We start from the raw sequence: 23,360 nt of genomic DNA on the forward strand, positions 1-23,360 counted from the left end.
CACAAAACTATGGTTTATAAATGATTACCTGCCAACGGAAAGCCCATTTCCATTTAATGCTATAATGTGTGATACCAGCCTGTGCCAACAGGTGTTTTAGTTCTGATTTTTTAAAGCTTCGCTTAACTGACAATAGCCCATCATGATAAATCATGGGGTTACGCACTACTACTTTGGCTATAACTGCCAATGAATAATATAATAGCCAATGCCGGTGCAAATCGGTAATAATTACACCTCGCTTGGCAGTGCGGTACATTTTTTTAACCAGCGCTATCCAAGCCTCATCTTCAAAGTGGTGAGTAAATAAGCTGGATAAGATAATATCAAACTGATTATCTTGTAATCCATCACTCATTACATCGGTAAGCTGATAATGAATATTGGGATAAGCCGCCGTTTCTTGTTGGGCAAAGCTGATGGCTGCCGGGGCTGCATCAATGCCGGTAAGTTGCAACGGTAGCTTACGTTTAGCTGCCCAGCTGGCAATGGCTTTCAAAGCATCACCACCACCACAGCCCCAATCACTAATGGTGTTACCAGCTTGTACCGGAAACTTTACTAAAGCCTTAATGAGAGTTTTATGTCCGCCAAACCATGCGTTGAGGTTACCTAAACCTTTTAATACCGGATTAAGCTCACTGGCAGGTAAGGCAAAATCATCCATCAATTCATCAACACCATTGATACGCTTGGCTAAGTTTAGCATGATGTTTTACTCCTCCTAACGTTATCTGAAATAGATGAATTGAATGCTATAATGAATAGTAATATATTCTGCATAACTGTTTATTTTTCTACCCTAACCTCGTTGAAGTTCATGAGCAGAATTTAAATAAAATGGTTTGCCATGTGTCTGCTTCATCACCAAGCGAGTTACTGCTGGTACATGATTAAGGGTTTGAATAGCCCAGTGCATTAGCCTATTACTGCCGAACAAGCGTTGCAGTTGCCGGCCTACCCACAGTCGATGAGCAAACTGGTTGTTCCAGGCATGGCGATAAGCATTCTCTAAAGCTAAGCGCTGTTGCCCTGTAAAAAACCTGCCGGACTGATAATGTTGTGGAATGATTTCCGCCAAAAGCTTGGCCGAATGGATAGCCATAGTCATGCCATTACCGCATAGCGGGGCTATCATACCAGCGGTATCGCCACTCATTAAGATGTGTTGCTCCACAGGTTTCTTTTTCTCAAAAGATATTTCGTTTATTACCTCTGGCTTATCCATGAGCAGCTCTGCATTTCGGAAGATTTCTTTTTGATAAGGATTTTGGTTAATAACCTTTTCTTGTAAAGCATCCAGACTACCCTGCTTGCGCAAATCATTACGATGCGCTAATGAACAGATACAATATTGATTGCCTTCTACTTTAGATACACCACAGTAACCGTTACGAAAAGTATTCAATTGAATTAAGTCATCCGGGAAATTTATTCGGGCATGTACCTTAATTCCTACATACGGACTTCGGCGATAAAAAAAAGCACGATGCAGTTTACTATCTAAATTTGATCGTTTGCCGAAAGCGCCAATTACCAACGGCGCTGTCAGTTTATCGTTATGTGTAACCACTTCAAAAAGGTTATTCACCAATCGCATATCGTCCACACGGGTATCAAGCAGAAACTGTACGCCTTCGGCCTGCGCTTTTTCGTACAAGTAATTATCAAAAGCATAACGGCTCAGGCCAAAGCCGCCTAAATCTAACGGTTGCTTAAATATTGCGCCAGATGTGGCTGTAACTTCTAACCGCTGAATACTTGATGCACCTAATAGACTTACATCAATATCCAACTCTTCTAAAAATGGTAGTACTTCGTTAGAGATATATTCACCACAAACCCGGTGAAAAGGATAACTTTTACGTTCAATTACAGCAACCTGCAAGCCGGCGCGGTTCAGCAGTAAGGCGTTGAATAAGCCGGCCAGTCCGCCACCTGCAATAATAACATCGCTCATGTGAAAGAAAATTACTGCATTTTAAGCGCCATGCCCTCAACCGTCAAACCAGGGCCAAAAGCATAGCTTACAATATTATGCCCGCTTAGCTTACCCGAATGCATCATCTTCTGCAATACAAACAAAATAGTAGCCGACGACATGTTACCGTACTCACGCAACACCTCATATGCAAAAGCATTACTTTCCTCCGGTAGTTCCAATGCTTCTTCTACGGCTTCCAGAATTTTCTTGCCGCCGGGATGAATGGCGTATGAACCAACTTGCTCTGTTGTCAGATTAGCTTTACTTAACAAGCGTTCGGTAACGCCTTTGATATGTTTTTTAATTTGCTTTGACACTTTAGAAGTTAGCTTCATCTCAAAGCCTGTATTACCGATGAACCAGCCCATTTCGTTACGGCTTTCGGACATAAATTCTGAATAAAAACTTTCCAGTTCCAAACCGGGTTGTGTGCCTAGCTTATGTTCGGTATTTTCAATCAGCGCAGCGGCTGAACCATCAGAGAACAATGAATTAGCTACCCAATTGTCCAAGGTGTTGTGTTTTTGAAAATGTAGGGTACACAGTTCTGTGCTCACCACCAATACTTTAGCAGTTGGATTAGCCCTGCAAATATAATCGGCTGTTTTCAGGCCGTTAATAGCACCATAACAGCCCATAAAATTAATACAGATACGTTCGGTAGTACGAGGCAGTCCTAACTGCTCTACCAAATCAATATCAAGTCCCGGCGCATACATGCCGGTACAACTTATAGTAACAATATGAGTAATTTGCTGAATGATATGCTCATCAAAGTTTTTCAGACATTTATTTACAGCCTGTATTGCTATCTGCACTGCTTTTTCCTGATATAGTTTCAGGCGTTTTTCGGTAGTTACAAAAGGCTCTAGATCAGGCGTAGGTTCAAAAAACTGGTAATTAGCACGGGGTACATGCGGATTAAAATCATCTACAGCAGTGTAGCGGTAATCAATCCCTGAATTTTCATAAATACTTTTCAAGCGCAAGGCATGATCAGGATTGAGATTGAAAGCATCAACCATAAATTGATAAGCATCCTGCTGCGTTACCCGGTTAACCGGATTGGCCGTACCTATCGCACTAATACAACTCCCCATATTATAAATCACTATTTGCTGACATCCACATTCAGCACAATGGTAGCTTCATTGGCCAGCACCATGCTTTTACCGCCAATACCAAAATCGGCACGGTTTATTTTAAAGCTACCTTTAAATAAACCCATATTGGCAGTTTCTATATAAGTAAAAGGTACTTCAACTGCTTTTGTTTTGCTTTTAATGGTAACATTAAACAAGCCTACATAGTTGTTACCACCTTTATATTTAAACGAGGTTGACTTCATAGTAATTTTCGGATAGTGCGCTACATCAAAGTAATCTTCCGCTTTCAAATGGTTATCACGCATAGAATTATCTGAATCTAATGTATTCACATCTACTGTAGCTTCTATGCTGCTGGCGGGTAAATTGGCTTTATCAAAGTTAATGTTGGCCTCCAAACCATTAAACTTACCACTGGTGTTAATACCCATATTCTTAATCTCGTAAGTAATGGATGATTTAGTTACGGCTTGCTTGTTTTGTGCCAAAGTGCCCAATGATATTAAAAGTGTTATCGCTGCAAAAAATAGTTTTTTCATGATTCCAGAATTATAAGTCAGGCTAAAAATACTATTTATACTGACAGGTTGGGTGTTATTCAATTTACAAGGGTATCTATTTTATGGCTCACAAAAAACTGGGCAATAACGCTAAGCTGAAATAATTTTTATCCTATTCTGAAAAGTGTTGTTACTTTGCATTTATCCAAAAACTATCTGTTTATGAAAAAACTCTTATGGGCTTTGTTGCTATACCCTGTGTTATTGCAGGCACAAAACAAGCCGGCTGATAATAAACCGGCAGTAAAAAGCTATGATTTACTGGTAGGTACTTATACTACTGGTGCTAGTAAAGGTATTTATGTATACCGTTTTTATACAGAGCGCGGCCGACTGGCTTACCTGAACGAAATTGATGGTGTTGATAATCCTTCCTATTTATGTGTATCCGACAATCACAAATTTATTTATTCGGTAAATGAGGTGGGTGATGATCGGAAGGGTAGCGTAAGTGCCTTTTCGTTTGAACCCAAAACAGGTAAAATTGACTTTATTAACAAGCAGCCATCGGGAGCTGGGCCTTGCTATATTTCGGTAGATAAAGCGCAGAAAAATGTTTTTTCGGCTAATTATGCGGGTGGTAGCCTAAGTGTGTTCCCGCTAAATGCTGACGGCTCTTTAAAACCGAGTACCGAAACGCTGCAAGATCAGGGCCAAGGACCGAATAAAGAACGCCAAGATAAGCCCCATGTACATACAGCTGTATTAACCCCAGATGAAAAGTACGTTATGTTTACAGACCTGGGTACTGATAAGGTGAATATCTACCGATATAAAGCCTCAGCCCGAGTACCGCTTAGCCCATCTGCTCCAGCTTACATTAGCGTTGATGGTGGTGAAGGCCCCCGACATATTGATTTTACCCCTAACCATAAATACATGTACCTGATTACCGAAATGGGGGGACATATTTATGGATACAATTATGATGATGGCAAATTAAAACACAATCAAACAGTAAGTATTGTACCTGACGGCTATACCGGACAAGTAGGCGCTGCTGATATTCATGTATCTCCTGATGGCCGCTTTTTATACGCCACCAATCGGGGTGATGCTAACGAAATTATTGTTTATTCTATTAACCAAGAGGATGGTCAGTTAAGTGTTATTCAGCATATCGCTGCTCAAGGTGCTACACCACGTAACTTTGTCATTGACCCTACCGGTAACTTCCTGCTGGTAGCCAACCAGAAAGGTAACAATATTGTGGTATTCAGAATTGATAAAATAAACGGACGACTTATTTCAATCGGAGTAAAAATTGATGTAGATAGCCCAGTTTGTTTAAAGTTTGTACCCGTTAGCTAAGCCATAGCCGACTTTAAATAAGAAAGAGGCCGTCTCATAAGTCAAATATGAGGCGGTTTTTTATTTAGTTATGATTTTTGGTTGGAAGGTTGAGTGAAAGATGTCAGCAGCCGTTTAAGAACCGGGGATTGATTCTAACAGGTTCTAAAAGTCTATAAAAAGCTTGTTTTCAGGTTTTCCATTTTCTTAGGTTATGTGCGATGGATAATAAGCCGATTTCGACCTCGGCCTTGGACATCCCTTTCAGCAGGAATCGTCTGAAGCCATGGTTATGCTTTAATTGGGCGAATACCGGTTCCACATCGGCCGGCCTTCGTTTCCTGAGGTTGATACCCTGTTCTGTATTCAACCGTTCTTTGGCTGCCTGTTTATGTTGTCTTAGGCTGTGGTTGATCTCAACGACCCGGTTACCCTGTGTAGTATGGCAAACACCACGCATCGGGCAACCTTCACAGTTCTGGGCACGGTAACGGCTGATCAGTTGTACAAAACCAGATGAAGTGACTCGCTGACCGTTACCGATATGCGCCATCCATTGACCTATCGGACAAACAAGGTAATTCTCCGCTTCGTTATAATGCAGGCTGTCGTTACTGAACGCTTTGATACCGTCCTTTTGTTCCTTATCGAACGTATTGTATTTGATGTAAGCCTCAATGCCTTTTCGCGCTAACACACCGTAGTTCTCATCCGATCCGTAGCCGGCGTCGGCAACAATGGCTTTGGGCAGGTCTTTATATAAGGCTTGGTATTGTTCAATATGGGAAGACAAGGTTTGGTAATCGGTTGAGGTTTGATGCAGGGTATAATTAAGGATGAATTGCTCCTGGGTGGATATCTGCAGGTTATAGGCCGGCTTAAGTTGTCCGTTCAGCATATGGTCTTCCTTCATCCGCATGAAGGTGGCATCCGGGTCGGTCTTTGACATGCTGTTACGGCCGGCTAATAACTTTTCCTGCTCGTCATACCGTGCCAGGCTCTCCGGCCAGTGCTTCTTTGCGTAGTTCAGCTTTTGCTTTACTTTTTTGTCTACGTCTTCTTTATCATCTAAGGCTGCATTGATCTTTGAGATGGTTTCCTTTACTTTCTCCGGGTTGATCTCACTATATTCCAAGGGCGCTGTATCTTTTAGTTCTTCGGCGGCAATGCTTTGCGCATAACCCCACAGTTCATCAAGCTGGGCTTTCATCTTATCTTTATTCGCCTTGATGTTTTTGCCCCATACGAAGGTGTACTTGTTCGCCGCTGATTCGATCTTGGTACCATCAGTAAAAACGGCTTCTTTCAAGGATACGATACCTTCCTGCTCGAGCAGCAACACGATTTGTGAGAAGATCTGCTTTAAGACGCCTGACAACTTCTCGCTGCGAAAACGGTTGATGGTGTTGTGGTCGGGCTTTTTCATCCCTAAAAGCCACATGAAGTGTACGTTCTGCGCGGCCTGTTCTTCCAGTTTGCGTGAGGAATAAGTATTGGTCAGATAGCCGTAAACCAGCAGCTTCAGCATCAGCCGGGGATGGAAACTTGACGCCCCGCCGCCTTTGTACTTCCGGTTGATCGGTTTGACATCTACCGCGTCCACGACCTGTTTAACGATACGGACCGGATGACCTGTCGGTACCAGTTCCTCCAGTTTGTACGGTAAAAACGTTAACTGGTCTGGATCATATTCCTTAAAGACTATCTTGCCTCCCATGCCTTTAAGATACAAAAATCTCCTTAAAACAACAAGAGACTGTCCCTTATGAGACAGCCTCTTTCTTATTTAAAAACATCATGCTGATTATTGTTTAGTAAAAGTATAAACTACATACCCTGTACCATTACCTAAATTAACCGGCGATTTCAGTGTCATGTTACGTCCATCGTTGTTGCTTACTAACAGGCGATAACCGGTATCTACATTCTTAGCTTTATCACCTTGGTATATTTTCTTGAATTGAAACATCTGCCCAGCTGCGTCGCCGTTATAAATTGACCAATAGATAGTTTGTGAGGTACCATTATTCAACGTGTAAATGCCGTTTCCGCTATTGGTAAGCCTCCAGGTACTACCCGTAAATGCAGCAGGCGGTGCCTGATCAAATACGGTTGTTACCGCACTCTGTACTATACCCTCATAACTTACCTGATTGAGTACCCAGGTGCCGGTAAATTTACCACGTGATACATTAACTGAGCTGTTGGCTGATGACAGGTTTTTTGATCCTGAACAGGAAGCCAATGTAATAGCTATACCTAAACAAAGTAATGCGAATTGAAGTATTTTTTTCATAGTATCAAATGTATTATTAAGGTTATAATACATCCATCCGACCTAACTTGTTTGTATTAGTGTGCTATGACTCTTTCTAATGAAGTATTCCTGAACTTATGAATTAGCCTTTTTGCTGCTTTCAATTACTTGCATATAGAAGTTTTCGTACTCAGGCAAAATATTAGCTAAGTCAAATTTGCGGGCATGTATTAGCGCATTTTCTTTAAACTGGTTTAATCGTTCTTGATCCTGCAAAATGTAAATAGCTTGTTCGGCCATGCCATCTACATCACCTACATCGCGCAGGTAACCGGTTAAGCCTTCTATATTTAATTCAGGTAAACCACCTGCATTAGTGCTAATGACTGGAACCCGGCAAGCCATAGCTTCCAACGCAGCCAAACCAAAGCTTTCTGATTGCGAAGGCATTAAAAACAAGTCAGATACTGACAAGATTTCTTCAATAGCATCTTGTTTACCTAAAAAACGGACGTCTTGACTTACTCCTAAGTCACGTGCTAATTGCTCACACTCAGGCCGGTCTTGCCCATCTCCTACCATAAGTAATTTAGATGGTATTTGCTCGTTTACCTTAGCAAAAATACGTACCACATCAGAAGCTCGTTTTACCCGCCTGAAGTTGGAGGTGTGTATTAATATCTTTTCACCTTCGGGCGCTATAGCTTTTTTAAAATGTTCTTTAGGCGTATGGATAAACCGCTTCAGATCAATGAAGTTGGTAATTACTTTTATATCCCTGGTAATATCAAAAAAGCGGTAAGTGTCCTGCTTTAAATGTTCAGATACAGAAGTTACCCCATCGCTCTGGTTAATAGAAAATGTAACTACCGGCTTGTAAGTACGATCATTCCCTACCAAAGTAATATCAGTACCATGCAAAGTGGTTATTACGGGGATATGGATATCATAAGTTGTCAGAATCTGCTTAGCCATAAAAGCAGCTGAGGCATGTGGTATAGCATAATGTACGTGCAATACATCCAGCTTTTCAAATCTTACCACATCTACCATACGGCTGGCTAAAGCCAACTCATAAGGCGGAAAATCAAATAAAGGGTACTTGCTAACACTAACCTCATGATAGAACAAGTTTTCGGAGAAAAAATCCAGACGTACCGGCTGGTTGTAGGTAATAAAGTGAATCTGGTGCCCACGGTCGGCCAGACCTTTACCTAACTCGGTGGCTACTACGCCGCTCCCGCCAAAAGTGGGATAACAAACTATGCCGATTTTCATTACTGTGATTTGATTTTTGGATGTAATAAAACCCCATAATACGGCTTCACAACACAGCTTTTCAGGATAGCAGCATCAGGTGTTTTCATGGCTGCAAGTTTAACAGCATTTTATGGTAAATGTGTTAAACGGGTGTAAAGATTAGCGCTAAGTCTAGAAATCAAAAAATCTGATAATTTGCAGCAAATTCCCTCTAGGTCTTTCTTGTTACCGATATACGCAATTACAATCCTTTTTGAATGGCTTGATAAACCACATCCTGTACACGCGGACGAATACGCCGACTGTTAAACAGTGTTAAATCTTTTGGATACACCCGATTGGATAACAGGATATAAACCAAGTTATATTTTGGATCTACCCAAATGCAGGTACCGGTATAACCTGTGTGCCCGTAAGTTTGCGGTGAAGCCAACTCGGACGGGTAATGGTGTGTAGTAACCGGATCCCAGCGGTCAAAACCTAAACCCCGGCGACTTACGTTTGATTGCTTAGCAGTAAATTGGGCTACAGTTTCAGGTTTCAAGTATTGAATACCGCCATAAGTACCACCATTCAGCACCATCTGGTATAATATAGCTAAATCATTGGCACTGGCAAAAAGCCCGGCATGGCCTGCCACACCTCCTACCAAACCCGCACCTTGGTCATGCACGTAACCATCTAGCAGTGTATGCCTGAAATAAGTATCATTTTCAGTAGGCGGAATTTGCTCCGGCTTAAAACGATTAAGCGGTAAAAAGCCTGCAGTTTGCATGCCTAACGGATTATAGAAATGATTCTGCACGTAAACATTCAGCGGCGTAGCGGTAATTGTTTCCATGATTTCTTTCATGAAATACATGCTCAGGTCACTATACACGTACTGGCCACGGGTACGCAAAGGTGAGTTCAGCATTTCAGGCCACATTACGTCTTTAAAATAATCTTTACGCAAATAGTAATGATCTACTATTTTGGTTGGGTAAGCGGCAGAAGAATCGGTACTATGATCGCTGGGCTTTAGCCTTTCATAAGTAGGAATATCAGGTATTAACCCAGATTGGTGCAACATTAACTCGCGCACCAGAATATTGTTTTTACTAGTATTCCGCGCTAAAGCAATATAACTACCCACTGTTGAATCAAGGCTCAGCTTACCTTGTTCAGTAAGCTGCATGGCTTCCATAGTAGTGGCTGATATTTTGGTACAGCTGGCCAAGTCGAAAATATCGGTTATTTTATCAGATAGAACCTTATCATATGTGTGATATCCATAAGCTTTATTAAAAATAACCTTTCCATCTTTAGCTACCAGCACTACAAAACCAGGTGTAGCATGATCGCCTACAGCTTCGCGGGCGATATCCTCAATGGGCAGTAAATTATTGGCATTAATACCTACTTCTTCGGGTACTGTATATTGCAGGCGTGTTTTAGCAGTTAAAAAACCAGCACCAGCCACGTATCTGGCCGACATGGTTTGCATTAGCTTTTGAGTAATAGCCACACCACCAAACACCGCTTGTGCAGCATACGAAGCAGCTACCGGTGTTGTTTGCTTCATCCATATGATAGGCACGGTAGTAGCATCATCAAGTGCCGACAACCAGGAACCATTTCCCCAATAAACTATTACCAAATTCTTCAACTTGTTATTAGTTGTAATAAAATTGGTAATTAAATTATTATTTAAGTCTTGATCGGTAAGCTGCAGAATAATGGTGGTGTACAACTTTAAATCGTCAGTTAAAGTATTTATACCTTTAACACCGTTGTAAGTAAGTCCGTTAAAACTTTGTACACGGGTATATTTATTCAGCAAACTATCAAATACAGGCGCATTGCTATTGATAAACCTTATGCTAGCCACCTTGATCTTATCAAGGCTTTGTAAAGGAATAACCTGCGGATTATTATTCAGCAAAACGGTAGACTGCTCAGCCAAATGCTCTTCGGTCAAGTAAGCCTGACCGGTAGGCAATTGTTGAGATGGTTGTGCACAGGCAGTATTTAACAAAATAAATGCAGCTATAACAGCAATTAACCAACCCTTACTTCTTCTCATAAACCTTGTCACCATTGATATAAGTTTTTAGCACTTTTATTTTTGGTAAATCAGCACCGGAAACTTTCATTAAATCTTTATCTAAAATCACAAAGTCAGCATATTTACCAACCTCAATACTGCCTTTTTCTTTTTCTTCAAAATTGGCACGAGCGGCCCAAATAGTTATACCCCGAAGTGCCTCAATACGGTTTAAAGCATTTTCTTTTTGGAAACCACCTTCCGGATAACCTTTCATATCCTTACGTTCAACCGCAGCATAAAATGTGTACAATGGGCTAATATTTTCTACAGGAAAATCTGTACCCAGCGGCATCCAACCATTTTGTTGCAACAATTCACGGTAAGCATAAGCATTTTTGAGGCGCTGCGGTCCCAAGCGCTTACCCGCCCAGTACATATCGGAAGTAGCATGAGTAGGTTGTACCGATGGAATAATGTTGTAATCTTTAAAGTAGTGCATATCCTCTGGAGATATAATCTGAGCATGCTCAATACGCCAGCGGCGGTCGTTTTTACCTTTCAGTACACCAGCATAAATTTTCAAAATAGCACGATTGGCGGAATCACCAATACAATGCGTACACATCTGAAAACCTTTAGCCGCAATACGTTCGGCTACATCCTGAAAATGCTTTTGGCTGTTCAGTAAAAAACCTTTCCAGCCTTTCTGGTCAGCATAATCTTGCAGCAAACAAGCACCTCTTGAACCTAAAGCACCATCCGCATATACCTTGAACGATCGAACGTTTAATCCTGGTGTTTTATATACTCCGCGTTTAAACAGGTAGGCAATATTATCTTCATTGTCTGAAAGCATTACATACATACGCATTTTCAGCGCCCCTTTATGCTGTAGCTCAGCTATAGTATTCACCATAGTATAAGGTAGGCCGCAATCATCAACGGTAGTCAACCCTACAGCAAAGCAGTTACGCTGTGCATTCAGTAAAGCCGCTTCGGTAATCTGATCGGTAGGTTCGGGTATCTTATGCGTAACCAAGCCTACGGCATTATCTACCAATATACCGGTTAACTTACCCTTAACAGTTTCAATTTCACCACCATTAATTTTTTGATCGGGTTTGATACCAGCAATACTTAAAGCGGCTTGGTTAGCAATTGCGCCATGCCCATCTACCCGGGTTAAAATTACCGGACGTACCGGGAATAAAGAATCCAGCTTTGCTTTGTTCGGAAATTGTTTTATAGTCCAATCATTCTGATCCCAGCCGTGGCCTACAATCCAGCCTTCGCTATTGCGCTTGGCATAATTTTGTACCGAATCTAAAATATCGCCCCAGCTTTTGGTACCTACCAAATTTACATCTTGTAAACCTAAGCCATAGCGATAAAAATGAGTGTGAGCATCAATAAAGCCCGGGTAAACCGGGTTGCCATGTGCATTAACTATCTCACGGACGTTGTACTTTTTCTCAAGAGTATCAGCTTTACCTACGGCTATAATTTTACCGGCACTTACTACAAAGGCATCAGCTTGAGTAAAATTACTATCAACTGTATAAACTAGGGCATTTTTAACCAGGAGGTCGGCGTTATATTCCTTTTTTTGGTTACAGGCAGCTAAAATTGCCAGCAATAGCACAGGCCAAATTTTTTTCATCAGGTTGGTATAAACAGGGTTAAGCTTCGTCAACTCATCGTAAAACTATATACAACGGTGTAAAGGTAAAGTTATGACGGCAATTTTTTTAATTTAGCATCGAATTAGAAATGAAGGGAGTTTTTGGACATGTCTGATATTATACAGCTTTTACCAGATGCGGTGGCAAACCAGATTGCCGCAGGCGAGGTGGTGCAACGCCCTGCCTCGGCGGTAAAAGAGTTGGTAGAAAATGCCATTGACGCAGGAGCGGATAAGATACAATTGCTGCTAAAAGATGCAGGCAAAACCCTGATACAAGTAATTGATAACGGCTGTGGCATGAGCCTTACCGATGCCCGCATGTGCTTTAAGCGTCATGCCACTTCAAAAATACGCAAAGCCGAAGATTTATTTGCCATTCGTACCATGGGCTTTCGTGGCGAAGCTATGGCTTCTATTGCTGCTATTGCCCATGTAGAACTAAAAACACGTCGCCATGAAGACGAACTAGGCACCTGCATTTCAATTGAGGGTTCGGAAGTGTTAGGCCAGGAAGCTTGTGCAGCTAGTGCGGGTACTTCTATTAGTATAAAAAACCTGTTTTATAATATACCTGCCCGCCGTAACTTCCTAAAAAGTAATTCGGTAGAGATGCGGCATGTGCTGGATGAATTTCAGCGCGTGGCTTTAGCACATCCGCAAATATTTTTCACACTGCATCATGATGGGCAGGAAGTATATCACCTGCCGGCTACCTCACTCAAACAGCGCATTGTACATTTATTGGGCAACAATTACAACCAACGCCTGGTGCCGGTTGAAGAAGACACTTCTATCATTAAACTAAACGGCTTTGTAGGCAAACCTGAATTTGCCCGCAAAACACGAGGCGAACAATTCTTTTTTGTTAATAACCGCTTTATTCGTGATAACTATTTAAATCATGCTGTACTAACAGCATTTGAAGAGTTATTACCAGAAGACAGCTACCCATTGTATGTACTATTTATTGATATTGACCCTAGTAAAATTGATATCAATGTTCATCCTACTAAAACAGAAATTAAGTACCAGGATGAGAAATCAATTTATGCCATTATCCGTTCGGCGGTAAAACGTTCATTAGGTCGGTATAATATTACGCCGACCTTAGATTTTGAACAAGACAATACTATTGGGAACATGATTACGCATAAACCGCTGGAGCAGATTATTCAACCCAGTGTAACTTTCAATCCTAATTTTAATCCATTTGAGTCACCAAACGGCAAAAGAACCGTTGTTCGTGATCCGGCTTTTCGTAGCGAAGGTTATCAACCTAAAACTGGTATACCACAAAAATGGGAGACGCTATACGAAATAACCAAACAAGAACCCGAACAGCCACAGCCTGAAATATTGGATGCACCAAGCTTTGCTATTAACAATCAACAAATTAGTAAAGACAGCGAGCGACAGCTATTTCAATTACATAATCGTTATATTTTATCACCTATCAAATCAGGTTTTATGCTGATTAATCAGCAAGCAGCGCATGAACGGGTGCTGTACGAACGTTTTTTACAGCAAGTACAAAACCATTCGGGGGTAAGCCAGCAAAGCCTATTCCCGCAAACAGTTACCTTAAACGGCAGTGATTTTGAACTGCTTCGTGAACTATTGCCTGATATCAGAGCCTTAGGCTTTGACATTCGAGAGTTTGGTAAAAATACGGTAGTAGTAGAAGGAATTCCGGCTGATATTAACTCCACCAACGAGCTACAATTGTTGGAACACCTGCTGGAAAATTTTAAAAACAACCAAGCCATTTTAAAGTTAGATAAGCGCGACACCCTGGCCCGTACGCTGGCCCGTAATGCCGCTACTAAAGCTGGCACTAAACTAAGTTTAGAAGAAATGAATTTATTGGTTGACCAGCTTTTTGCATGCCAAATGCCTAATTTATCATTGACCGGCAAATCTATAATCAGTACATTTACGTTGAATGAATTAGCAGAACGATTTGAAAAATAGCTTATTCAAGCTTTACACCCATCTATGAGTCCTTACACCCAAAGCCCGTTTTCAAATATTACTCCGGTAGTAAAAAACCTGCTAATTATTAACATTATTTTTTTTGTTGCCACCTATGCCTTAGGTAGGCTTAATATTGATTTAGTTGCTCTTTTATCTGCTTTTTACCCTAGTTCGCCTAATTTTAAAATATGGCAAATTATCACGTACCTGTTTATGCATGCCAACTTAGGGCACATATTCTCGAACATGTTGGGTTTATTTTTCATTGGTCCTATTTTAGAGCAAACTTTTGGTTCAAAACGGTTTTTTAATTATTACTTCATTACAGGTATAGGCGCACTATTATTTAATTTTATAGTTCAGGCTATTCATGTACATCAAATTACAGGTGCATTCTTTCCTGACATTTATAACTACACGCCTCGAAGTGAAAGTGATTTACGAGCACTTATTGAAATTTACCGCGATCCAATTTTGGGAGCATCGGGCGCCATTTTTGGTTTGATGGCAGCTATATTTGCATTGTATCCTGATCTGGAATTCTTGCTATTCCCTTTTCCTATACCGGTAAAAGTAAAGTATATGGTTCCGCTTTATGTTTTATATGAATTATACAGCGGAGTTAACCCAAAAGGAGGCGATATGGTAGCCCATTTTGCACACGTAGGTGGGGCTGTGGTGGGGTATATTCTAATTAAAATTTGGCATACGCGCACGCCAAACAATTTTTATTAAGCAATGTAAGTTAATACATAAAAAAATCTTCATTTTGTTATGGGCTCTATCTGGCAAGATATACGTTATAAAGTATTTTACTCGGGCAGTAAACTCAATTTACTGCTTGCTATCAACGTATTGGTATTTCTGCTCATCAACATTCCTTCTGTAATACTTGAGCTATTTGGCAATGGTTTAATCAGCAGTTATGCTAATGATTACCTAACCTTGCCATCCTACCTGCCTAAATTAGCTATTCGCTTCTGGACACCACTTACCTACATGTTTATGCACGATGGCATTTTACACATCTTGTTTAACATGCTGTGGCTATACTGGATGGGGCAAATTTTTGAAGAATACTTGGGCAATAAACGTATAATAGGGCTTTATCTGCTAGGAGGACTGGCCGGTGCAGCTGCTTTTATTTTAAGCTACAACGTGTTTCCGGTATTTGCAGATGAGCATGTGGTGTATGCTACTGTTGTTGGTGCGTCGGCCAGTGTAATGGCTATTGTGGTAGCAACCGCTACCCTACTGCCAGACTATACTATTTACCTGATGTTTATTGGCCCGGTCAAACTGAAGTGGATAGCCATAGCTTACGTACTGATTGATTTTTTAGGTATTATCGGACCAAATGCCGGTGGCGAAATTGCGCACCTGGGCGGTGCCTTATTAGGCTTTATTTATATTAAACAATTAAAAAGCGGGCACGACTGGAACCGATCTATCGAGAAAGTACTTAGCCATCAGCCCAAGGTGAAAGTAGTTTCTAAAAGTCACGCTTATCCTACAGTGCATCAAACTCCTTTTCCGCGTCAGGAAGAGATTGACCGCATTCTAGATAAAATATCCCTCAGCGGATACGATAGCCTGAATAAACAGGAAAAAGAAACTTTATTCCGGGCTAGCAAAAATGAAGATTAAACCCAGCAATAGTAATAAGAAGAAGCTTGGTATTTTTAACAGATTAGTTTTAGGGCTTAGCATATTTCTGAGCCTGGCTTTACTCATAAGTTATTTAGCTCCGGTAACTGATCCACGTAGGTACTGGGTGATTGCTTTTTTCGGGTTAGCCTATCCTTACTTGCTACTGGTAAATTTAGTTGTATTACTGTATTGGTTGCTGCTACGCAACCGTTACCTGTTATTACCTGCCATTACTATTATAATTGGCTGGCCCGTATTGCGCAACAATATTGGTTTTCATTTCATACCACAAGTAGCAGCATCAGCCTATACACCGCAGCAACAATTTAGAATAATGACTTACAATGTGCATAATTTTAAACTTTATGGTGCCAACAACAATGACGCTACTACCCGGCACGAGATACTAGAGCTTATTAAAGAACAGCACCCAGACATTATTGGCTTCCAAGAGTATTACACTCACCATCGCGGCCGTTACAATATGACTGATTCACTGAAAAGTATTATGCATTCATCGTACTACTACTTTGAACCATTTAGCTTTAACCGACCCACAGATGCTATGGGGTTGGCTATATTTTCCAAATACCCTATTATCAACCAAGGGAGCATCCATCTATCAGACGATAAAGGCAGCGAAAACCAATGTTTGTTCGTAGATTTAAAAAAGAACAAACAAATTATCCGTATCTATAGCATCCACCTGCAATCCATCAGGCTCGATCCTGTAGATTATGAGTACTTGAACAAAGTATCTAAGCAGGGAAAAACCAGTGTAAATTCGTCTAAACGCATTGGCAGCAAACTTAAAGCAGCTTTTATACAACGTAGCGAGCAGGTTTTTAAGATAAAATCTCATGCAGCACAATGCCCATATCCGTATATTTTTTCGGGCGATTTTAATGATACGCCAACTTCATTTGCAGTTAACCAAATGGCTAAAAACATGAAGAACGCCTTTCGAGAAAAAGGCACAGGATTAGGGCGTACCTACAACGGTAGCTTCCCGAACTACCAAATTGATTATATCATGACCAGTCCGCAACTAGACGTAGCCAGCTATTGGGTGATCCCCAAAAAGTTATCTGACCACTACCCAGTATGTAGTGATATTGTTATCAGATAAATACCTGATAGCCTCAATATTGTACAGCAAGATGTACTACAGCCTGGTTAAAATACCTCAGTCAGAACTTAAAAAATTGTAAGTTTGCGCCCATGAAACAAAATATATTTGTTTACAATACTCTAACCCGCAGCAAGGAAGAATTTGTGCCATTAGATGCTCCTTACATTGGCATGTATGTGTGCGGCCCAACCGTTTACAGTGATGCGCACCTAGGTAATGCCCGAACCTATATATCATTTGATTTGATGTTTCGTTACTTTACACATCTGGGTTACAAGGTACGTTACGTACGTAATATTACTGATGCTGGTCACTTGGAAGGGGATACAGATGAAGGGGAAGATAAAATATCCAAAAAGGCTAAGTTATCTAAACTGGAGCCTATGGAAATTGTGCAAACCTACACTACCGGCTTTCATGATGTAATGCGAGCTTTTAATGTATTACCCCCTAGTATTGAACCTACAGCTACCGGGCATATTATTGAGCAAATTGAACTGGTAAAAGCTATATTGGCACAAGGTTATGCTTATGAGGTGGATGGTTCAGTTTATTTTGATGTAGAGAAGTACAACCAATCTCGAGATTATGGCGTACTAAGTGGCCGCCATTTAGAAGATTTACTAAATAACACCCGTACACTGGGCGGACAGGAAGAAAAAAAAGGTAAGCTGGACTTTGCCTTATGGATAAAAGCCAAGCCCGAACACCTGATGAAGTGGCCTTCACCTTGGGGATTAGGGTTTCCAGGCTGGCACCTAGAGTGCTCGGCTATGAGTCAGAAGTACTTGGGTGAACAATTTGATATTCATGGCGGCGGCATTGATTTGATTCCTACCCATCACACAAATGAGATTGCGCAGCATGTGGCTTGCTGCGGTAAAAATCCGGCTTGCTATTGGGTACATACCAATATGCTAACAGTAAACGGGCAGAAAATGTCAAAATCTTTAGGTAACAGCTTTTTACCGCATGAGTTATTTAGTGGTCAAAACAGCATCCTAAATAAAGGATATAGCCCCATGACGGTGCGCTTTTTCATGTTACAGGCTCATTATCGTAGCACGCTTGATTTTAGCAACGATGCTATGGAAGCATCTGAGAAAGGTTTCAAACGTTTGATGAATGCCTTTAATTTGCTGGATGATTTAAAGCCATCACCCCAAACTGACATAGAAATACAACCCCTGCTTACCCGCTGCTATGAAGCCTTGAATGATGACTTTAACAGCCCTATATTGATTGCTGAATTATTTGAAGCCTCACGTATCATCAACTCGGTGCATGACAACAAGCTTAAAATAGATGAACAGAATTTAGACCTTCTCCGCAAACTAATGCATGACTTTGTTACAGATATTTTAGGCTTAAAAGACGAACATGCCAACAGTAATGAACTACCTGAAGTTCTTGACTTTATTGTTAACCTACGTAGTGAAGCTAAAACTAACCGCGATTATGCCACTTCAGATAAAATAAGAGAAGGACTGCAAAAAATAGGTTTTCAGTTGAAAGACAGTAAAGAAGGTACACTTTGGAACAAAATGTAATATTTACTGCAAGTGTAACCTGGGATATAAACTAATAAAACTAGAACAAGTAAATTCAATTTATTTAAACCACTACTCATAACAACAAAAAACTCTTACTATCAACTAATTACATTTACTACTAAGTAAAAGTATAATAATTATGATATTTTTAAGTTAGTTTGAATGATATGGTTAATAGCTTTTGAGGAATAGCTGTTAACATTGTTGTTTATTTTCAATCCACATATGAATACATACAAAACCTTATCATCTTTAGTGATTGCAAGTTGCTTCACGCTATCTGCGTTAGCACAAACTACTACGGCAACTACACAAACCGTTATTAAAGCAGAAGAAGATTTTAACAAACTGGTTTCTCGTAAAGGCATTAAAGATGCATTTTTAACTGTGGCCGATCCGGAAGGCATTGTTTTTAAACCTGAGGCTGTCAATATTACTGATTTTTATAGTAAAATAGATAAGCAGCCCGGCACTTTAACCTGGCATACTAAATTTGCCCGTACATCAGCCAGCGGCGACTTGGCAGTAACTGCCGGCCCTTACGTTTACCAAAACGGCAAAACTGATGAAGATAAAGTATTTGGCGATTGTGTATCAGTTTGGCGTATGAGCACCGACAACAAGCTAAAGCTGCTAATTAACCTAGGCATTCAGCACCCGGAAAATGAAAAAGAGGAGTTAACAGACATCAAAGAACCCCAACCAGTTCATGCTGCTCCATCAAAAGATCCGTTTAATGGGAAAAATGTTATTATGAATACGGATAAGCTGTTTAATACTACGTTGCAAAAATCAACGCTGGCAGCTTACAAAATATTTTTTGAACCTGAGGCCCATTACCTATTCCCAGGCTTTAACCCAATGGTAGGACAAGACCAAACTCTACACTTTTTAGAAAGTCAGGCTGTTACCATTAGCGCACAAACGGTTAATGCCGGCCGTTCTTCAAGTGGTGATTTAGCTTACAGTTATGGGCGGGCCCGTATCAAAAAAGGTGCTATTGTAAGCAATTACAATTACGTTCGTATCTGGGAGATTGATGCCAAGCACCAATGGAATGTACTGCTCGAAGTATTTTCGGCTATTGAAGCTGAGTAAAAAAGAAAGCCCCGGTTATTAAATAACCGGGGCTTTCTTTTTTATAATATTAGCAGCTATTTAAAATAGCTGCTCAATAATCTGATCGGTAGATAAACCTTCGGCTTCAGCATGGTAGCTACGTACAATACGGTGCCTTAAAATAGGCTTAGCTACTGCCTGAACATCTTCTATATCTGGCGAGTACTTTCCACTGATTACCGCATGGCATTTAGCACCCAATATCAGGAACTGCGAAGCTCGTGGTCCTGCTCCCCAGTTTAATAATCTTTTTACCTGCGGCGTAGCCATTTCTCCTTGCGGACGGGTTTTAGCCACCAATCTTACGGCATACTCCAGCACATGATCGGTCACCGGTATATTGCGAACCAAGTGCTGAAAATAAACAATTTGTTCAGCTCCAATAATCTTATTTACCTGCGGTTTGATGGTACTAGTGGTATTTTTAACTACCTGCAATTCCTCCGCAAACGATGGGTAGTTTAAAGCCACATTAAACATAAAACGATCAAGCTGCGCTTCAGGTAATGGATAAGTTCCTTCCTGCTCTATTGGGTTTTGTGTAGCTAATACAAAAAAGGGTTGTTCCAGTTTATGAGTTACACCAGCGGCTGTAACAGCTTTTTCCTGCATAGCCTCCAGCAAGGCAGCCTGTGTTTTAGGTGGCGTACGGTTAATCTCATCTGCCAAAATGATATTGGCAAAAATAGGCCCACGTATAAATTTAAAGTTTCGATCTTCGCCCAATATTTCAGCACCTATAATATCTGAAGGCATTAAATCGGGCGTAAACTGTACCCGGTTAAAATGCAGGTCTAGCACTTGTGCAACAGTTTGTACCAACAGGGTTTTAGCCAAGCCAGGAACACCAACCAGCAGGCAGTGTCCGTTACTGAATACTGAGATAAGAACGGATTTCACCACCTCATCCTGACCTACAATAACTTTACCTATTTCGGCTCTGATACGCTGGTATGCTTGCCGTAAAGCATCGGCTGCTTCAACTTCTGATGGATACGTTATCATTTATTATTTCTCGTCAGACTTGGTGGCTGTTACCTGCGCTGCTACTGAGGTACTGTTCCAACCTTTTAATTGCGGGCAAGATTGAAACTCAGGATCGATGCGAATAAAGTTATCCTTTCTTTTCTTCTCGAACCATTCGCTTACCGTACGGTTCACTTTATCACTCTGTGCTAAATCCTTAATACGAGGAAAATCCTGCGCTAAGTTGGCTTTGTGAGCATTAGTTACTGAACGCAAATAGAAAATACGATAGGTTGATTTACCATCCTGTCCAGTAATCAATTGTGGTTTTGACACTTCACCTACTTTCATGGTATCTACTACCAGAGCCACTTGCGGATCTAATTTATCAGTAGGGATAATGGTTGAACGAGATTGCACATCCTCGTAGTTCATCATCATACCACCATTATATTTGGTTTCTTTATCGTCAGAATAGAAAGAAGCGGCTGACGCAAAATCAATATTTTTATTGAGTGTAACCAGGTTGTAAATACTATCAGCTTTTGATTTTGCACGTTCAATACTGGCTGGGGTAGTAGTCGGCATAATCAGGATATGGCGAGTATTTACTTGCTCACCGCGACGCTCGATAACTTGCAAAAAGTGAAAACCAAAATCGGTTTCAAACACTGGCGATAGCTCACCTGCTTTCAGCTTAAAAGCCATTGCAGCATATTCAGTAGCCAAACCGCTGCTCCGGTCTTGAAAACCAAGTTCACCACCGCTAGGTGCTGTACCAGGGTCTTGCGAATACAAACGAGCCAATGTACCAAAATCTTCTCCATTCTTAATACGAGTACGCAAATCTTCGGCTTTTTGCTTGTAGTAAGCTTTTTCTTCTTTATTAAGTTTTGGTTGAAACATTATCTGGGCAACTTCTACCTCTTTGTTGTAAGAAGGCAAGCTATCCTTAGGTATCTTGTTAAAAAAGCGCTCTACTTCTTGCGGAGTAACACTTACCTTTTCAGTAATTTTACCCTGCATTTTGTTAGCTACCAATTGCTCTTTAATATCAGGACGTATTTCATCTTTATACTGAACTACCGAGCGACCTAAAAACTGCTCCAAACGCTCCTGACTACCGGCATTACGTATCATGGCACGCATACGGCGGTCAACCTCCGCGTCCACGTCATCTTCATTCACCGTAACACTATCAATAACGGCTTGCTGTGCCAATAATTTCTGAACAATCAGGCGCTGTAATATAGTACACTTAGCAGCAGGATCGGGCTGCATACCAGATGATAGATACTGGGCGTATGTAGATTCAATATCTGATTGTAAAACAATGCTGCCACCTACCACGCCGGCTACTTTATCTAACGTTTGTTTTTGCGCGCTGGCAGTAAGAGCAATCAGTATAAAACTAAAAAATAAATATGTAATTTTTCTCATGTACAGTATGGATGTGCTTATTGTTTATCAGGAGGATACACCTTGGTTAATAAACTCCCGAATGTCGGAAAAATTATGAATTTGAGCAGCATAATTGTGTCATTAAATGCTGTTTACCTTTTCAGCTGCGAATATCCGGATAAAGCTTCAAGCACTTTAATTATTTTTGTTAAAATTTGTTAAAGTGATGAGTGAGCCTACCCCAGCCAATTTGCGCTACCTGCTATCTGATGATTTATATTTACTGCCCGATGATGCTGCTTATTACCGTGAGCCTCGTCAGCCTATGGAAACTAATGTTCTGGAACCAGTACCTGTAATAAGTTTCAAGCATTTGGGTAATAACGAAAAAAGCTTCCTGATCCTGAGCTATTATCCTGATCAAGAGTTTATGACACCTACCCATTTAACTGCATTGGAAAGTACATTAAAACGTAAAGAAATGAGTATGGATAATGTAGCGCTACTTAACTTGGCTACATACCCGGATACGGATTGGGCAACCTTGGTAAATTACTTTACACCAGAAAAAGTACTACTGCTTGGCCTGTTTGCCCTACCAGCTAACGCCCCAGCCTTACAACAACACAACTTACAACAACACCATACCCAACAAGTACTTTATACCTATAGCTTTGATGAAATGGTGGGTAATAAAGATAACACAAAAGCTTTTTGGAACCTGATTAAAACTTTTTAAAACATGCCTACTCCCCTAGTATTTGCCACTCACAATGCTAAAAAGTTACAAGAAGTAACTGCCAAAACTGGCAATCAACTACAACTGCTTAGCTTAACTGATATAGGTTGTACCGAAGATATACCGGAAACTGGTGTTACTTTCCATGAAAATGCATCTATAAAAAGCCATTATGTTTTTGACCGGTATCAGCTCAATTGCTTTGCCGATGACAGCGGTTTGGAAGTAGAAGCTTTACATAATGAACCTGGCGTGTACTCTGCCCGCTATGCTGGCGAGCATGGCAACCATGAAGCTAATATGGATAAAGTACTGGCTGGATTGCATGGCGCCACCAACCGCAAAGCTCGCTTTCGTACGATAATTTCTTTGCTATGGCAGGGACAAGAACATTTTTTTGAAGGCACTATTAACGGTCTTATCCGTACGGAAAGAGCCGGTACTGGCGGTTTCGGCTATGACCCTATTTTTGAACCAGAAGGTTACAATATTACATTTGCCGAAATGAGTCTGGAAGAAAAAAACCGCATCAGTCATCGTGCTATAGCTATGGAGAAGCTGATTAACTTTTTAAACCAGCAATCTTGAGGGCTGGCTTCAATACCTACTTGCAGCAATTAGAAGAGTAACACCTGTTGTTAGAAATACGCTACAAA

Annotated in this window: 20 protein-coding genes; 9 read left to right on the top strand and 11 right to left on the bottom strand. The window is 40.8% G+C overall.

From position 1 onward, the window contains the following. Positions 1 to 7 precede the first annotated feature (7 nt). The 4 genes from HH214_RS05430 to HH214_RS05445 all read right to left on the bottom strand — a co-directional run bounded on the left by HH214_RS05430 (position 8) and on the right by HH214_RS05445 (position 3,629). Positions 8 to 709, bottom strand: a complete 702-nt coding sequence (locus HH214_RS05430; RefSeq protein WP_169606366.1) for a methyltransferase domain-containing protein — start codon at positions 707 to 709, stop codon at positions 8 to 10. Positions 710 to 802: 93 nt separating this feature from the next. Next, on the bottom strand, positions 803 to 1,960 hold the full coding sequence (locus HH214_RS05435) for an NAD(P)/FAD-dependent oxidoreductase (RefSeq protein ID WP_169606367.1): 1,158 nt from the start codon (positions 1,958 to 1,960) through the stop codon (positions 803 to 805). Between the two features lie 11 nt (positions 1,961 to 1,971). Continuing rightward, positions 1,972 to 3,084, bottom strand: a complete 1,113-nt coding sequence (locus HH214_RS05440) for a type III polyketide synthase (RefSeq protein WP_169606368.1) — start codon at positions 3,082 to 3,084, stop codon at positions 1,972 to 1,974. An 11-nt stretch (positions 3,085 to 3,095) separates the two neighbouring features. Beyond that, positions 3,096 to 3,629: a YceI family protein gene (locus HH214_RS05445; protein ID WP_169606369.1), complete on the bottom strand. Its 534-nt coding sequence runs from the start codon at positions 3,627 to 3,629 to the stop codon at positions 3,096 to 3,098. 183 nt (positions 3,630 to 3,812) lie between these two features. Here HH214_RS05445 and HH214_RS05450 point away from each other — a divergent pair, with 183 nt between their 5' ends. Next, complete coding sequence (locus HH214_RS05450) at positions 3,813 to 4,961, top strand: lactonase family protein (protein ID WP_169606370.1); 1,149 nt, start codon at positions 3,813 to 3,815, stop codon at positions 4,959 to 4,961. Positions 4,962 to 5,130: 169 nt separating this feature from the next. Here HH214_RS05450 and HH214_RS05455 read toward each other — a convergent pair whose 3' ends face one another. The 5 genes from HH214_RS05455 to HH214_RS05475 form a co-directional block, all read right to left on the bottom strand. Beyond that, the gene (locus tag HH214_RS05455) at positions 5,131 to 6,657 is read right to left on the bottom strand and encodes an IS1182 family transposase (RefSeq protein ID WP_169606335.1); all 1,527 of its coding nucleotides are present in this window, start codon (positions 6,655 to 6,657) and stop codon (positions 5,131 to 5,133) included. A gap of 87 nt (positions 6,658 to 6,744) precedes the next feature. Further along, a complete protein-coding gene (locus HH214_RS05460; protein ID WP_169606371.1) occupies positions 6,745 to 7,236 on the bottom strand; it encodes a hypothetical protein in 492 nt (163 codons plus the stop codon). Between the two features lie 96 nt (positions 7,237 to 7,332). Further along, positions 7,333 to 8,475: an N-acetyl-alpha-D-glucosaminyl L-malate synthase BshA gene (bshA, locus tag HH214_RS05465; RefSeq protein WP_169606372.1), complete on the bottom strand. Its 1,143-nt coding sequence runs from the start codon at positions 8,473 to 8,475 to the stop codon at positions 7,333 to 7,335. A gap of 223 nt (positions 8,476 to 8,698) precedes the next feature. Next, positions 8,699 to 10,522, bottom strand: coding sequence for a serine hydrolase domain-containing protein (locus tag HH214_RS05470; RefSeq protein WP_169606373.1), 1,824 nt, complete (start codon positions 10,520 to 10,522; stop codon positions 8,699 to 8,701). Then, positions 10,509 to 12,146 (bottom strand): amidohydrolase, encoded by a 1,638-nt coding sequence (locus HH214_RS05475; protein ID WP_169606374.1) that lies wholly within the window; start codon positions 12,144 to 12,146, stop codon positions 10,509 to 10,511. Before HH214_RS05475 ends, HH214_RS05470 begins: the two co-directional genes overlap by 14 nt. A gap of 129 nt (positions 12,147 to 12,275) precedes the next feature. Here HH214_RS05475 and mutL point away from each other — a divergent pair, with 129 nt between their 5' ends. From mutL to HH214_RS05505, 6 genes are all read left to right on the top strand, one after another. Then, positions 12,276 to 14,141, top strand: coding sequence for a DNA mismatch repair endonuclease MutL (mutL, locus tag HH214_RS05480; RefSeq protein WP_169606375.1), 1,866 nt, complete (start codon positions 12,276 to 12,278; stop codon positions 14,139 to 14,141). A 24-nt stretch (positions 14,142 to 14,165) separates the two neighbouring features. After that, a complete protein-coding gene (locus HH214_RS05485; protein ID WP_169606376.1) occupies positions 14,166 to 14,879 on the top strand; it encodes a rhomboid family intramembrane serine protease in 714 nt (237 codons plus the stop codon). Between the two features lie 39 nt (positions 14,880 to 14,918). After that, positions 14,919 to 15,791, top strand: coding sequence for a rhomboid family intramembrane serine protease (locus tag HH214_RS05490; RefSeq protein ID WP_169606377.1), 873 nt, complete (start codon positions 14,919 to 14,921; stop codon positions 15,789 to 15,791). Further along, positions 15,781 to 16,923 (top strand): endonuclease/exonuclease/phosphatase family protein, encoded by a 1,143-nt coding sequence (locus HH214_RS05495; protein ID WP_169606378.1) that lies wholly within the window; start codon positions 15,781 to 15,783, stop codon positions 16,921 to 16,923. Before HH214_RS05490 ends, HH214_RS05495 begins: the two co-directional genes overlap by 11 nt. A gap of 92 nt (positions 16,924 to 17,015) precedes the next feature. Then, entirely contained in the window at positions 17,016 to 18,476 is a 1,461-nt protein-coding gene (gene cysS / locus HH214_RS05500) for a cysteine--tRNA ligase (protein WP_169606379.1), read from the top strand. 228 nt (positions 18,477 to 18,704) lie between these two features. Next, positions 18,705 to 19,577 carry a hypothetical protein gene (locus HH214_RS05505; RefSeq protein ID WP_169606380.1) on the top strand — a complete coding sequence of 291 codons (873 nt, stop codon included), beginning with the start codon at positions 18,705 to 18,707 and terminating at the stop codon, positions 19,575 to 19,577. A 60-nt stretch (positions 19,578 to 19,637) separates the two neighbouring features. Here HH214_RS05505 and HH214_RS05510 read toward each other — a convergent pair whose 3' ends face one another. Continuing rightward, the gene (locus tag HH214_RS05510; protein WP_169606381.1) at positions 19,638 to 20,603 is read right to left on the bottom strand and encodes an AAA family ATPase; all 966 of its coding nucleotides are present in this window, start codon (positions 20,601 to 20,603) and stop codon (positions 19,638 to 19,640) included. Between the two features lie 3 nt (positions 20,604 to 20,606). Continuing rightward, positions 20,607 to 22,004, bottom strand: coding sequence for a peptidylprolyl isomerase (locus HH214_RS05515; protein WP_169606382.1), 1,398 nt, complete (start codon positions 22,002 to 22,004; stop codon positions 20,607 to 20,609). A gap of 187 nt (positions 22,005 to 22,191) precedes the next feature. Here HH214_RS05515 and HH214_RS05520 point away from each other — a divergent pair, with 187 nt between their 5' ends. Together HH214_RS05520 and HH214_RS05525 are read left to right on the top strand one after the other, a co-directional pair. Then, positions 22,192 to 22,704, top strand: a complete 513-nt coding sequence (locus tag HH214_RS05520) for a hypothetical protein (protein ID WP_169606383.1) — start codon at positions 22,192 to 22,194, stop codon at positions 22,702 to 22,704. Positions 22,705 to 22,707: 3 nt separating this feature from the next. Further along, complete coding sequence (locus HH214_RS05525; RefSeq protein WP_169606384.1) at positions 22,708 to 23,292, top strand: non-canonical purine NTP diphosphatase; 585 nt, start codon at positions 22,708 to 22,710, stop codon at positions 23,290 to 23,292. The last annotated feature ends 68 nt before the right edge of the window (positions 23,293 to 23,360 follow it).

It is taken from the genome of Mucilaginibacter robiniae (assembly GCF_012849215.1).
Classification (GTDB): domain Bacteria; phylum Bacteroidota; class Bacteroidia; order Sphingobacteriales; family Sphingobacteriaceae; genus Mucilaginibacter; species Mucilaginibacter robiniae.